Annotated in this window: 11 protein-coding genes; 2 read left to right on the top strand and 9 right to left on the bottom strand. The window is 55.1% G+C overall.

What is annotated here, in order from left to right:
• Window position 1: 1 nt before the first annotated feature.
• Both PW844_RS08570 and PW844_RS08575 read right to left on the bottom strand, forming a co-directional pair.
• The gene (locus tag PW844_RS08570; protein WP_299450325.1) at window positions 2–1,774 is read right to left on the bottom strand and encodes a GMC family oxidoreductase; all 1,773 of its coding nucleotides are present in this window, start codon (window positions 1,772–1,774) and stop codon (window positions 2–4) included.
• Window positions 1,775–1,808: 34 nt separating this feature from the next.
• Window positions 1,809–2,528 (bottom strand): gluconate 2-dehydrogenase subunit 3 family protein, encoded by a 720-nt coding sequence (locus PW844_RS08575; RefSeq protein ID WP_299450327.1) that lies wholly within the window; start codon window positions 2,526–2,528, stop codon window positions 1,809–1,811.
• A gap of 445 nt (window positions 2,529–2,973) precedes the next feature.
• On the opposite strand from PW844_RS08575, the gene PW844_RS08580 reads away from it, so the two are divergent.
• Together PW844_RS08580 and PW844_RS08585 are read left to right on the top strand one after the other, a co-directional pair.
• Window positions 2,974–4,002 (top strand): LacI family DNA-binding transcriptional regulator, encoded by a 1,029-nt coding sequence (locus PW844_RS08580; RefSeq protein WP_299450329.1) that lies wholly within the window; start codon window positions 2,974–2,976, stop codon window positions 4,000–4,002.
• A 51-nt stretch (window positions 4,003–4,053) separates the two neighbouring features.
• Window positions 4,054–4,515, top strand: a complete 462-nt coding sequence (locus PW844_RS08585; protein ID WP_299450330.1) for an OsmC family protein — start codon at window positions 4,054–4,056, stop codon at window positions 4,513–4,515.
• A gap of 3 nt (window positions 4,516–4,518) precedes the next feature.
• Here PW844_RS08585 and PW844_RS08590 read toward each other — a convergent pair whose 3' ends face one another.
• The 7 genes from PW844_RS08590 to PW844_RS08620 all read right to left on the bottom strand — a co-directional run bounded on the left by PW844_RS08590 (window position 4,519) and on the right by PW844_RS08620 (window position 13,384).
• Window positions 4,519–5,595: a diguanylate cyclase gene (locus tag PW844_RS08590; RefSeq protein WP_299450332.1), complete on the bottom strand. Its 1,077-nt coding sequence runs from the start codon at window positions 5,593–5,595 to the stop codon at window positions 4,519–4,521.
• 171 nt (window positions 5,596–5,766) lie between these two features.
• Window positions 5,767–7,602, bottom strand: coding sequence for a methyl-accepting chemotaxis protein (locus tag PW844_RS08595; RefSeq protein WP_299450333.1), 1,836 nt, complete (start codon window positions 7,600–7,602; stop codon window positions 5,767–5,769).
• 142 nt (window positions 7,603–7,744) lie between these two features.
• The gene (gene fabF / locus PW844_RS08600) at window positions 7,745–9,022 is read right to left on the bottom strand and encodes a beta-ketoacyl-ACP synthase II (RefSeq protein WP_299450334.1); all 1,278 of its coding nucleotides are present in this window, start codon (window positions 9,020–9,022) and stop codon (window positions 7,745–7,747) included.
• A gap of 21 nt (window positions 9,023–9,043) precedes the next feature.
• The gene (locus tag PW844_RS08605; protein WP_299450336.1) at window positions 9,044–10,603 is read right to left on the bottom strand and encodes a DHA2 family efflux MFS transporter permease subunit; all 1,560 of its coding nucleotides are present in this window, start codon (window positions 10,601–10,603) and stop codon (window positions 9,044–9,046) included.
• A complete protein-coding gene (locus PW844_RS08610) occupies window positions 10,600–11,631 on the bottom strand; it encodes an HlyD family secretion protein (RefSeq protein WP_299450337.1) in 1,032 nt (343 codons plus the stop codon). The genes PW844_RS08605 and PW844_RS08610 overlap by 4 nt, the downstream gene beginning before the upstream one ends.
• Entirely contained in the window at window positions 11,628–12,173 is a 546-nt protein-coding gene (locus PW844_RS08615) for a helix-turn-helix domain-containing protein (RefSeq protein WP_299450339.1), read from the bottom strand. The genes PW844_RS08610 and PW844_RS08615 overlap by 4 nt, the downstream gene beginning before the upstream one ends.
• Before the next feature lie 197 nt (window positions 12,174–12,370).
• Entirely contained in the window at window positions 12,371–13,384 is a 1,014-nt protein-coding gene (locus PW844_RS08620; RefSeq protein WP_299450340.1) for a LacI family DNA-binding transcriptional regulator, read from the bottom strand.
• Between the last annotated feature and the right edge of the window lie 41 nt (window positions 13,385–13,425).

The following is a 13,425-nucleotide window of genomic DNA, read 5'->3' on the forward strand; positions in this document are numbered from 1 at the left end:
GTCACACCTTCACCAGCGGGCCAGGGTTTTTCCGGTACTGCTCGATAATGGCTTTCGCCGTCCACAGACTGAGTGCACCAATGGTGCCGGTGGGGTTGTAGCCCGCATTGTTCGGAAAGGACGACGCCCCGAGAACAAACAGGTTATGTACATCCCAGCTCTGCTGATAACGGTTCAAAACGCTGGTTTTCGGGTCGGTACCCATCACCGCACCACCAATGGTGTGATCGCTGGCGAAGTTATAAGGGGAATAGCTACCCGATGCCGAGTTGGTGCCAATCACCTGTTGTGCGCCCATTGCTTTACCAATTTCGACGCTTTTTTCTTCGATGAACTTCGCTGAGCGACGGTCGTTCTCGTTGTAGTCATAGGTGACGCGCAGCAGTGGATTGCCGTTGTCATCTTTGTATTCCGGATCGAGATCGAGGTAGTAATCTTCGTGCGAGTAACTGGTGCCCTGACCGAAAATAAAGGTGGCGTTCTGGAACGCGTGGGTATACGCCTGTTTCCACTCTTTACCCCAACGCGGCGTACCCGGTGGCAGCACATCGGCGTTACCAATCGGTCGCGCACCGCGCGCGACCACCAGAATGCCTGCACCACCGATAAAACCGAGGCCAGTATGGTCGAAGTTATCACCGTTATAATCATCAACCTGCTGTGATAACGCACCGGCCCCGATGTACTGATTAAGGTTCTCATCCGCAAAAAACAAATTGGCACCGGACACGGTCTGGAAGCTGTAGGCACGGCCCACTACGCCGGTTTTGCTCACCGGATCGTAAGGCTTACCAATTTGCGACAGCAGCAGCAGGCGCACGTTTTGCATCTGGAATGCGGACAAAATCACGATATCCGCTGGTTGCTCCCACTCTTTCTTGTTCTTGTCGATATAGGTCACGCCGGTGGCTGTTTTACCATCGGCGGCTTTATTGACGCGTACGACGGCAGAATCCGTCAGCACGGTGAAGTTTTCACGCTGCATCAGCGCCGGAATCACACAGGCGTTGGGGCTGGATTTGGAGAAGTTGCCGCAGCCGTAATACAGGCAGTAGCCACAATAGGTGCAGGGCCCCATACGCACGCCCAGCGGATTGACATAGGCGCGCGAGGCCTGCCCGGCTGGTACCATAAATGGATTAAGACCCAGCTTCTTCGCACCATCCCGGAACAGATCGGTCAGACGCATACTTTCCAGCGCGGGTAACGGATAGTCGCTGCTGCGATTGCCTTCGAATGGGTTGCCATCGGGGATAATTTCGCCATTCAGCTTGCCCGCTTTGCCCGACACCCCGGCAATCTTCTCGAAACGGTCATAGAAAGGTTCCAGTTCGTCATAAGTGACGCCCCAGTCCTGCAAAATCAGCCCTTCTGCGATCTGTTTTTTGCCATAGCGGGTGACAGTTTGTGTGTAAGGTTCAAAATCGAACGGGGTAAAACGCCAGGCCATCCCAGCCCAGTGGGTGCCGGACCCGCCGACGTTGTAGCCCAGTTCGTTCAGGTTCCACTCCCGCGACGGCAGCGCGGTCTGGTTGCGGTTGTTACGGAACGTGGTGGTTTCCACTGCGGGCGGCAGCAGCATACTGCGACGGGTATCCCAGCGCAGTTCATCGGTATCAATCGAAGGGGGGAAGTCAGTCGCGGTTTCAAACCACGGGCCACGTTCAATGGCAACGACATTCAAACCAGCACGGGTCAATTCTTCGGCGATCAAAGAACCACACCAACCCAGACCGACGATGACGACATCAGCTTTTGGACGGACATTATTCATGTTCAGAACTCGTTATTGCGCAGCAGACAAAGAATTAAAGGGTGTTATCGATCAGGCTGGTGGGAATGATGTTGAGCTTCTGCCCTTTCTTCGCCAGCAGGTCACGGAAATCGTAGCGTGCGCCAGGGAAGCCAATCATCTTCCAGCTGGCCATCTCTTTATTGCCACCGTAGATCGGATCAGAAAGGAAGCCTTCGCGGACGTTTTGCAGCAGCAGTTCGAAGAACACCTTCGTCTCCACCTGCTGGCCGAGATCCAGCTTGTTGTTCTCCATGGCCTGTAAAACCACATCCTGCTGCTCACCTGTTAGCGCCACAAACGTTTTGCCGTACTGTTTTTGCGTCGCGTTATCGAGCGCCGTAAGGCCCAGACGATAGTGTTGTGCGGGAGTCAGCGGTGACTGTGGGCCTTGTTCCGGAGTGCCTTTAACAAAGCGGCCAAGACGATAGACCGCCACACCATTGCCGTAATCACCGGCCAGCTGACGATCGATAAAAATGGCGCAACCAGCGTCTTTGCCGCTGATGCTCATATCATCAGCCGGAATAAAACGTTCAGCGATAGCACCTACGGTGTCGAATTCGTGTCGCGTGAGGTATTGCAACCCCCCTTTTTTCGGGGGTGCTGTTGGCGTTTGCACTTTGCCCGGTTCCCACGGCTGCCCGCCATTAACAATGTCGGCCTGTGCCAGCGTGGGCATCGAGGACACCACTCCCAATGCGGTGATGGAGGTGAGGAATTCTCTGCGTTTCATATTTTCCCTGCCAATGAATTTGTCACATTGCTAACCGGGCTAAATAACAGACGTGTTTTAGCCTGGCGATAAACTTGCCATAAAGAAAAGCTGTATGAATTAAATACAGACATGCCCATTGGGCGTTTAATAATCAGAATAACAACGAGGCAATAACCTTTACATTCAAATCAAGGAATTAAATAAAATTTAACAACGTTGCAAAGATTAATTTCTCACCCTGCATTTTGGAAGGGTTTTCTTGATGGTTTCCCATCATTGATTTTTTTAATTGCGGCAACGATAAGTTGTACAGTGCGTTTTTGTTTCGCAACATTTAGTCGCTTGCACGCGATGATCGCCTGAGCATAATACGGCGCAAAAATAAGCCCTGCTGTGATGTAAAACGCAAACTTTGCTGCCGGATGATGCAGCACAATTTTTATACTGGTGCGCTGAGGAAAAAATGAAAAAACTCACCCTGATTAAAGTGGCCGAACTGGCCGGGGTTGGGATTGCGACCGTCGACAGGGTGTTAAATGAACGAGGTGGCGTCCGGCCAGAGACAGCTCGCAAAGTGTTGCGCGCCGCGCGTCAGGCGGGTTTGCAGCGTTTGCTGCCGGAGGAATCACAGCAACCCTGGCAAATTGAGGTCTTTTTAAGCAGCAACAACACCTGGTTTTTCCGTCAGCTGGCGGAAGAATTCGCCCATATTGCCGATCGGCTTGGCTATCGAAAAATAAAATTATTCCGTACGCTGGTGGCGGAATCACAACCGGAAAAACTGGCAGAAAAGATAAATAAAAGTAGTGAGTTACGCGACGGTATTATTGTCTTTGGTCACGATTATTCGGTTATTCACCAGGCATTGTCAGAGTGCCAGCAAAAATCGGTTCCGGTGATTTCACTGGCCAGTGACTTACCCGAATCTCATCGTTTATGTCATGTGGGAATAAATCAATATCAGGCCGGGCGCACTGCCGGTTTATTAATGAGCCGCAGTATGCCAACGGAAGGCGACGTCATTATGGTCAGTGGCCGTTTTGATTTTCGCGCCCATATTCAACGTATTTCCGGTTTCCGTGATGCCATCAGTCAACGCGCCCCGTGGCTGCGGCTGCGTGAAGTGCTGGCCGGTGAAGATGAACGCCACAAAATACGCGCTCTGTTACACCAGACATTACAGCAATCAAACAAGGTGGTCGGCTTATATAATTCCGGCGACAGCAATAGCGATATCAGCGAACTGCTGCGCCTGCATGGTCTGGCTGGTCACTGCTGCTATATCACCCATGAGCTGTATGATGTGACCCACCGTTTATTACAGGAAGACGTGCTGGCCTATACCCTCGACCAGAACGCACGCCAGCATGCTGAACTGGCCACACAGCTCCTGCTGCGTCATCTTGAGCAAGGCTACCAGCCTGATATATATCAGGATGGCAGCGTAGAACTAAGGATTGTCACCGCCGAAAACCTCCCGCACAATCGGTAAAACTCTGCACAGACGATTTATCAGGCTTAAACAGCAAAAGGAGCGACAACGATGGCAGCACGGGAACATCATTATCAGGTGACGGTTCGCTGGACCGGCAATCGCGGTGACGGCACCGCCAGTTACACCGCTTATGACCGCAATGGCGAGCTGCTGGCAAACGGCAAGCCCACCATGCCGCTGAGTGCCGATCCCGCCTTTCGTGGTGATGCCACACGCTGGAACCCGGAAGAATTGCTGCTGGCGGCAGCCTCAGCCTGCCATAAATTGTGGTATCTGCATCTATGTGCGGATGCAGGGATCATCGTTGAGGGTTATGAGGATGCAGCGGAAGGGACAATGGTGGAAGGTACGCGCGGTCGGTTTACGCAAATCACCTTAAAACCGCGCATCACCTTGCGCAATCCGGCAGATGCTGACCGCGCGCGGGAGCTGCATCATCAGGCTCATGAGGCCTGTTATGTTGCCAACTCCTTTAACTTTCCAGTGAACTGCGAACCCCGCTTCGATTAAGTTTCAGGCCGCGCCGGCCAGCGCGGGTTGCCACAAGCGTACCCCGTTCCGTCCGGCGCGTTTCACCTGATATAAAGCTTCATCGGCGTGACGCAACCAGTAGCCGAGCGATTCCGCGCTGGCGGCACCCGCAATGCCAATGCTCACCGAGCAACTGAAATCGGCTGATGCCGGCAACCGCAGCTGCGCAATTTTTTCTTTCAAACGCTCCGCCAGTGCCACCACCGATTCGTCGCAGGCATGGTGCACAATCACCCCTAACTCATCGCCGCCAAAACGGGCCGGGATGTCCTGCAGCCCGACATAATTGCGCAACAACGCTGAGATCTCAGCCAGCAGAAAGTCGCCCGCTTCATGTCCCCAGGTATCATTGACCGCCTTAAAATTATCGACATCGATCAGCAGCAGATAGGCGGAACTGTCACCCCGACGCGTGCTGAGGAATTCACTCTCCAGTCGCCGTTCGAACAAGCGCCGATTGGGGATTTCCAGACCCGGATCCATCAGCGCGATGCGCTCCAGTTCGCGGTTACGTTTACGCAATTGCCAGGTCAGATTGTAGGAAGCTACGCTCAGCGCCAGCATATACACCGTTGCCAGAGGCAGCGTCAGCCAGACTGTCTGGGTACTGAACGCCCAATGGAAACCCGTGCCATCGAACAGCCACACCACCATAAAGGTGCAAAAGAATGCCTGAAGGGCCGCCAGCAGTTGCGCACCACCGCCAGCGGCATAGCGGTCCGATGCCAGCACCGCCATGATGACAAACGACGGCATCGGGCTCATCCCCATCAGCGCCACCCAGATGCCACCGAAGGCGGCATCCAGAGTCAGATTTCGTCTCTCTGTCGCGGTAGAATCTTCTGCCCGTAACGCGAGGCGATAAGCTATCCAGGGCCAGATGAACGCGTTGGTAAACAGCAAACCACAGAATGCCAGACCGCGATTCATTTCCATCAGAACCGAGAGGATCGGGAAGAAACACAGGATCGTGCCAAGCTGGCGCATCAGGAACATGCGACGGACGAAGCGAACAGATCGTCGCTTCAGGTGGTTATCATCAGGTGAGTAGTAATTCATTCACGGGAAATATCAGATCGTCAAGAAATCCAGTTTATCGGAAAAGCACGAATCCGAGCGGACTTTTTCAGATTTTTTCCCTTGCGCATAAGTAACAGAATAAATTTCTGACGATCTGCGAATAAAACCAGCATCGCAGGCCATACAGGCGGCCTGCAATGCCTTTTTTATTTAGCGGGCAGTTCCCTGTAAACGGAACTGTGCCACCAGACGTTCCAGCATAACCGCCTGTTCTTCCAGCGAGTTAGCCGAAACCGACGAAGCGCTCACCAGAGAAGCATTTTGCTGGGTAGTGGTATCCAGTTCACCCACCGCGCGGGCAATCTGTTCAATACCGCGACTCTGCTCATCCGAGGCTGCCGAAATCTCTTCCATGATTTCATTGACGCGCGCAATGCTGCTGAGAATGTGATCCATGGTTTCACCGGCGCGTGCCACCTGCTGATGACCATTGCTGATGCGGCTGACCGATTCACTGATCAACTGTTCGATGTCTTTTGCGGCCTGCGAGCTACGCTGCGATAAGTTACGCACCTCACTTGCTACCACCGCAAAGCCACGACCCTGTTCACCGGCGCGCGCCGCTTCAACCGCCGCGTTCAGTGCCAGGATATTGGTCTGGAAAGCGATGCTGTTGATGACGGCGGTAATATCGGCGATTTTCTTCGAACTTTCCGAAATCTCGCCCATGGTACTCACCACATCCCGCACCGCGACGCCGCCCTGATTGGCATTGCGGGTGGCCTCCGCGGCAATCTGGCTGGCCTGACGGGCGTTTTCAGCATTGTTTTTCACCGTCGCGGTAAGCTGTTCCATGCTGGCGGCCGTTTCGACCACCGCCGCCGCCTGCTGCTCGGTACGCGAAGACAGATCAAGGTTGCCTTGATTGATGGCGCTGGCCGCGTGCGACACGCTGTTAACGCTGCTTAATACATCGCCAATCATGCTGCGCAACCGCTCGTTCATTCTCCCCATCGCCGACGTCAGCTTGCCGAGTTCATCATGCCGATCGGTGGCAAACTGCGAGCTGAGATCGCCACTGGCAATGCGCTCCGCCAGTTCAAGGTTATGAAAGACCGGCTGAGTAATCTGACGAATAATGTACCAGGCCACCAGAACACCAAACAGAATCGCCAGCCCACCAATCAGCAATAACAGCGCAGAAGAGCCGTTAGCCAGTTCATCATTGCGTGCTTTCACAATGGTGATGATTTGTTTGATCGCCGCACTGCTTTTATCACCCGCGACTTTCACGCCATCTTCCGCGCTACGCAGTTGCGTATAAGCCTGTGCTGACTGCAGGCTGAGATCTTTAAAACGCTCGGTGTCCTGCCACAGCGCGTTAAATCCACCCTGCTGTTCCGGCGGTAATTGCGCCAGCAGCGCTTTCATCCCTTGTTCCGCCTGGCTGAAATGGGTTTCCAGCGTTTTGCGCAACGGTTCGCTGACGTTAAACCGCAGCGCCAGCGCTTCTTCGCGCACGTTGCTGATGGCGAACAACTGGTCATAGATTTGGTTGGTGAGTTCCGGGGTGGCAACCGGAGTACGGATCAGTTGCGTGTAGCGTGAGGTGGTGTCCTGCTGGCTGATGCTATCAAGCTGCGCACGCAGGCTATTGAGCTGCTGTGTCGCCTGGGTCATCGCCTTAATACGCTGCTGAAAATCGGCCAGCCATGTACTGATATTGCTGATGATTTCCGTGCCGCCATCTGACCAGTTAAGTTTTTTGGCTTCATCGGTGAGTTGCTGCGCGTGAGTCACATACTTCGCCATTACCGCGCCTGACGCATCATCACCATAGAGATATTTAAGGCGGTTAATTTTCGCCTGGAAGACCTCAATGTTGATGTCATAAATCAGGTTGGTTTTCTGATAGATATTATGGATTTCATTAAAGCGCTGCACACTCAGCCCGGAGGCAAGCGCCACCAGCAGCAGCACGATGCCGAATCCCGCCGACAATTTTCTGGTGATGCGCACGTTCCGCAATCGCGATACCAATCCCATGTTTCCCACTCCTGCGTTTTTCGTTTTTGTTAAGTTTGCTGCTGGAGTTATCGGAGGAATTGCGGAATTGTTTATCGTAAGGCGCACAAAAATGCGCGAGTCATCACACCGCCCGCAGCGGAGCGGCGTGATGTGGGGTGGTTTATCCCAGCCAGCGGCGGAAAATCAGGCTGGCATTAACCCCGCCAAAGCCAAATCCATTGGAGAGTACGTACTCCATCGGCATCGGGCGAGCCGTCAACGCCACTAAATCGAGTCCGGTAGCCGCCTCATCGGGCTGATGCAAATTCAGCGTTGGCGGTGCCAGCTGGTCGCGCAACGCCAGAATGCTGAAAATCGCCTCAACGCCGCCTGCTGCACCCAGCAGATGCCCGGTCGCGGATTTGGTTGAAGTGATCGCCACTGGATTGTCGGCAAAAACGGAACGAATGGCGGCCAGTTCGCCTTTATCACCCACCTGCGTTGAAGTGGCGTGGGCGTTGATATGCTGGATAGCGTCAGGGGTGATCCCTGCCTGACGAATCGCCGTCTCCATCGCCCGGCGAGCACCGCTGCCATCTTCCGGTCCGGCCGTCAGATGGTAGGCATCAGCACTGGTGCCATAACCCACCACCTCCGCCAGCGGCGTAGCACCACGCTCCAGCGCATGATCGAGCGATTCAATCACCAGCAAGCCCGCCCCTTCACCCATCACAAAACCGTCGCGTTGCTGATCAAAAGGTCGTGAGGCGCTGGTGGGTTGATCGTTAAAGCCACTGGAGAGTGCTTTCGCTGCCGCAAAACCGCCAAGGCTGACGCGATGGATTGCCGCCTCGCTTCCACCACACAAGGCAATATCCGCCTCGCCACTGCGAATCATCCGCGCGGCATCACCAATCGCCTGCGCACCGGCGGCACAGGCGGTGACGGGCGCGCCAATCGGACCGCGAAAGCCATGCGCAATCGAAACATGACCGGCCGCCAGATTGGCAAGGAATGATGGCACGGTGAACGGTGATAAACGGCGTGGGCCGCGATTGTTGGTGGTTTCTACTGCCGCCGCGATTTCGTTAAAGCCGCCGATACCGGTCGCAATGATGGTCGCGGTACGCTCACGCAGCGCCTCCAGCTGCGGGAACCAGTTGGCCTGCGTCAGAGCTTCCTGAGCCGCAACCAGCGCGAATTCGATAAAGCGATCCATTTTTTTGCGCTCTTTGGCCGGGATAACCGCCAGCGGGTCGAAACCATGTTGCGGATCCTGTTCAACCGAAGGCACCTGGCCCGCCACTTTGCAGGGAATATCCTGCGCAATAGCTTCAGGTAGCGGGCTGATGCCGGACTGCCCTTTCACCAGGTTACGCCAGACATGTTCCACACCACATCCCAACGGGCTGACAATACCCATGCCAGTCACGACGATGCGCTTTAATGAGATATCCATATGATCTCCGGATAGTGAGACTTAAGTTTTTGGCACTTTCATAAACGGCACCAGCAAGGCGGCGATAAAAAACCCGATCATGATCAGCCAGAAAGCATCCGCGAAAGCCTGAGTTTTGGCTTCGCGGAGCGTAAGTGCCGCAAGATTTTTCAGCGCGGCGGTCTGTGCAGCATCGGGGCTGAAGCCCTGTTTTATCAGTGCTGCGGTAGAAGATTGCATAAATTCGCCTAACGACAGGCTGGCGCTATTGAGATGGTCCGCGAGGCGACTGTAATGCAGGTTTGTTCGATCATTAAGTATAGTGCCGCACAGCGCGATGCCGATGGCACCGCCCAGGTTACGCATCAGATTGAACAACCCGGATGCCAGTTTGAGACGTGCCGGCGGCAGGCTACCGAGGGTGAGCGTCACCGTCGGTGCCACTGCGAACTGCTGGGCCATGCCGCGAAAGGCCTGCGGCAACAACAGTTGTTGCGCGCCCCAGTCGTGGGTAATGGGCACAAAACTGTACATCGACACACCAAAAGCAATCAGCCCCGCTGCCAGCAGCCAGCGCAAATCAACCCGGTTAGCTAACCAGGAATAAAGCGGGATAGAAAGCACCTGAAACAGGCCGGTAGAGAAGATAGCCAGCCCAATTTGCAATGCGCTATAGCCGCGCACCGTGCCGAGAAACAGTGGCGTCAGATAGATGGTGGCAAAAATGCCGACCCCGGCCATAAAGGAAAAATAGCAGCCGAGGGTAAAGGTGCGGTCTTTTAACGCGTATAAATCCATCACCGGTTGCTTATGACGCAGCGTGCGCGCAATAAACAGCACCCCGCAAATCAGCGCCAGCCAGCCGGTGATGGTCAGGGTACTGTCGTCAAACCAGCCCCAGCGCGGACCTTCTTCCAGTGTGTATTCCAGGCATCCCAGCGACACCGCCAGCAGAACAATGCTGAGATAGTCGGCACCGCGCAACAGCGAGGTATCCGGTGAGTCAATGTTTACCAGCGCGGGTACGGCGAACGTGATGTAGATGCCCGGCAGGATGTTGATAAAGAACAGCCAGTGCCAGTTAAAATTCTCGGTGATCCAGCCGCCGACAGTAGGGCCAAGGGTAGGTGCCAGCGATGCCAGACCGCCGATGGTGGCGGCGGCGATCACCCGCTGTTTTCCCTGAAAGAACGCAAACGCCGTGGTAAACACCAGCGGAATCATCGAGCCACCTGCCAGCCCCTGCAACGCGCGGAAGGCAATCATGCTTTGAATATTCCACGCCCAGCCGCATAACACGCTCATCAGGGTAAAACCTGCTGCTGAGGCGGCGAATAGCCAGCGCGTAGACATCACCCGTGCCAGCCAGCCGGAAAGCGGGATGATGATGATCTCTGCAATCAGGTAGCTGGTCTGCACCCAGACAGTTTCGTCATCTCCTGCCGACAAACCCCCGCCGATATCCCGTAACGAAGCGGAGACGATCTGAATATCCAGCAAGGCGATAAACATCCCCAGACACATGGTGGCAAAGGCAATCACCTTCTGGCTGACCGGCATCTGCAATGACGGAATGGCAGGCAGAGCAGTCTGGTTGCTCATGGCAATGGCTTCTCATCAACCGTTACCGTGACTGACAGCCCAGGGCGCAGCAGACCGAGATTCGCTGCATCGCCCTCCAGCGCGATACGCACCGGTACGCGCTGAACAATTTTGGTGAAATTGCCGGTGGCATTTTCCGCTGGCAGGATACTGAAACGCGAACCGGTAGCCGGGGACAGGCTGACAACATGGCCGGTAAAAGTACGCCCCGGTAATACATCGGCAACGATCTGCGCCTTTTGCCCCGCGTGTAAATGTGCCAGCTGGTTTTCTTTAAAATTGGCATCTACCCATAATCCCTGCGCGGGCACCAGCGACAACAATTGCGTACCGCTGGTGACATAAGCTCCCGACCAGGCGCGCCGGTTGCCGATCACGCCGTCAAAAGGCGCTCGTATCTCGGTGTAGCTCAGGTTGAGTTTTGCCATCTCCAGCCCCGCCTGCGCCTGGACCAGCGCCGCCTGAGTCTGCTTTTCACGCGCATCCAGCACCATCAACTGACGTTCTGCCACATTTTTGTCGGCGCGCGCCTTCCCTTCCTGGGCCACCGCCTGGTGATAATCAGCCTGCGCATATTCGCGGGTCTGTGCCGAAACGATAGAATTCAGCGCCAGCGCACCATAACGTCGGCTGTCCCCGGCGGTTTTCTCCGTCATCGCCTGAGCGGCATTCACCGCCGCAGACGACCCGACAATGGTCGCCAGCTGCAATTCACGTGTGGCGGCGATATCGGCAAGTGCGGCCTGTTGCGCATCCACCTCACCGCTGGCCTGCATCAGCGCGGCCTGATAATCACGCGCGTCGAGCCGCACCAGCAGCTCGCCTTTTTTCACTCGCATGTTGTCCTGCACCGCAATATCCTGTACGTAGCCCGCCACTTTGGCGGAGATGGCGCTAATATCGCCGCCAACATAAGCATCATCGGTTGACTCGATAAAGCGACCTGATTGCCACCACCACAGGCCGTAACCGGATGCCAGCACCACCGCTGCGACGGCCACCACCGGGATCACCACGCGTCTGTTCATGGCTGTACGCCTTTTTGCGTCTGCGGCATAAACTTCAGCGCAGCCTCACCCGCGCGTTTTTTCTGCAAATACTCGTAGCGATAGTGGAGGATGGGTGCCGCTGCGGGGGCGGGGATCATGCTGTATTTATCTGACGTGACTGGCTGGCCGGTTGCACTATCCACCATAATCGCCTGCACCGGGCGTTGAGTGGCGGTTTCCACCAGCTGCATCTGACGCCCTTCGGGTGAAAAATGGCGGCTACCCCATTCGGCCAGCGCCAGCATCACCGGCCGGAAATCCCGTCCCCGCTCGGTGAGATGGTATTCGTAGCGCGGCGGCGTGCTGCTGTAGCACACCTTTTCCAGCAGACCATCATCCACCAGCTCTTTCAGGCGACGGGAGAGAATGTTGGGCGCAATGTCAGCGCTTTTCTGGAACTCATCAAAACGGGTAAATCCAGCCAGGGCATCGCGCAGGATGATCATGCTCCAGCTGTCACCAATCCTCCCGAGGCTGCGCGCAATCGGACATGGGGTCTGGCAAAGCGGTTCGTTTTTCATGGTGCTGACTCAGATAAGGTCTTAATGCGCACAGATTTCCATAGTGACTTTCAAAATGCAAGTCACTACAGTCTCGACAGCTCAAAGTGGATAACGACTGTACAAAACGTAGTGGCGCAATTTATTGCGCGTCTTTTGCCCTGGAAAACGCTGAATACTGCGCGATAAATCGCGCCACTACGGGATCAAAGCGGAAATTAAGGTTTCGGAGCGGGTCCGACTGATTCGCGCATAATCAGGTTGGCATTGAAACTTTTGCGCTGGCCGATCTCGCCGCCGTCCAGCATCGAAACCAGCTGTGCAATGGTTTGCTGCACCATCTCCGTCACCGGGATTTTCATGCTGGATAAGGACGGGATAGTGTAAGGTGCCAGGGGGATATCATCAAAACCCACCACGGAAACCTGTTCAGGAATGGCGATGCTGGCCGCAGCAAGTTGTTTCATGGCCCCCACGGCCATTTCATCGTTGCTGGCGATAATCGCCGTGAAGCGGCAACCGCCCGCCAGCAAGGCTTCCACCGCTGCCATCCCGCTGTGCGCATTCCACTTACCGGGGATAATCAGTGCGTCCTGCACCGGAATCTGATGTTCAGCCAGCGCCGCTTTATAACCTGACAGGCGCTCCAGCCCGGTGGGAGAATCGAGTGATCCGGTGATAAAGGCGATATCACGATGCCCGAGCGCCACCAGCTGGTTTACCGCCTGCATACAGTTGGCTTTCTGATCGGAATAAATGCAGAAACTATGGTGCTGCCGCAGGCGACGATTGATCACCAGAATCGGTTGTTTATGCTGAGAAATGATCTCATCCATCTCATCGATGGAGAGAAAACGTGGGTAAATGATGATGCCATCACAACGCAAATCCAGCAGAAACTGAATCGCCGCCCGCTCCTCCGCCGCGCTGTGTTTACCGTCGGCGAGAATTAACTGACGCCCCTGCTGTTCCAGCAGGCGTGCAGAATGGGACATCAGCTCGCTAAAGTAGCTGCCGCTATACAAGGTATTGGTGATCACCAGGCCGATGGTCTGGGTCGATTTAACCGCCAGATTGCGCGCCAGCAGGTTGGGGCGAAAGTCAGTCTCAGCAATCGCCCGCAGCACCCGTTCACGTTTTTCCTGGCTGACATAGCCATTTCCCGACAACACGCGCGACACCGTGGCCTTCGACACACCGGCTTTTTCAGCCACTTCAAGAATGGTTGTCATGGTTTTCTCATCTTATTCAAGACGTTTCGCAGTCTACCTAA

Origin of the sequence: Pantoea sp. (genome assembly GCF_028283705.1) — a bacterium.
In the GTDB taxonomy this organism is placed as follows: domain Bacteria; phylum Pseudomonadota; class Gammaproteobacteria; order Enterobacterales; family Enterobacteriaceae; genus Pantoea.

Coding starts and splice junctions, on each gene's coding strand:
- PW844_RS08570 (WP_299450325.1), bottom strand. CDS start 1,774: ATGAATAATGTCCGTCCAAAAGCTGATGTCGTCATCGTCGGTCTGGGT.
- PW844_RS08590 (WP_299450332.1), bottom strand. CDS start 5,595: ATGAATTACTACTCACCTGATGATAACCACCTGAAGCGACGATCTGTT.
- PW844_RS08610 (WP_299450337.1), bottom strand. CDS start 11,631: ATGAACAGACGCGTGGTGATCCCGGTGGTGGCCGTCGCAGCGGTGGTG.
- PW844_RS08615 (WP_299450339.1), bottom strand. CDS start 12,173: ATGAAAAACGAACCGCTTTGCCAGACCCCATGTCCGATTGCGCGCAGC.
- PW844_RS08605 (WP_299450336.1), bottom strand. CDS start 10,603: ATGAGCAACCAGACTGCTCTGCCTGCCATTCCGTCATTGCAGATGCCG.
- PW844_RS08620 (WP_299450340.1), bottom strand. CDS start 13,384: ATGACAACCATTCTTGAAGTGGCTGAAAAAGCCGGTGTGTCGAAGGCC.
- PW844_RS08595 (WP_299450333.1), bottom strand. CDS start 7,602: ATGGGATTGGTATCGCGATTGCGGAACGTGCGCATCACCAGAAAATTG.
- PW844_RS08575 (WP_299450327.1), bottom strand. CDS start 2,528: ATGAAACGCAGAGAATTCCTCACCTCCATCACCGCATTGGGAGTGGTG.
- fabF (WP_299450334.1), bottom strand. CDS start 9,022: ATGGATATCTCATTAAAGCGCATCGTCGTGACTGGCATGGGTATTGTC.
- PW844_RS08580 (WP_299450329.1), top strand. CDS start 2,974: ATGAAAAAACTCACCCTGATTAAAGTGGCCGAACTGGCCGGGGTTGGG.
- PW844_RS08585 (WP_299450330.1), top strand. CDS start 4,054: ATGGCAGCACGGGAACATCATTATCAGGTGACGGTTCGCTGGACCGGC.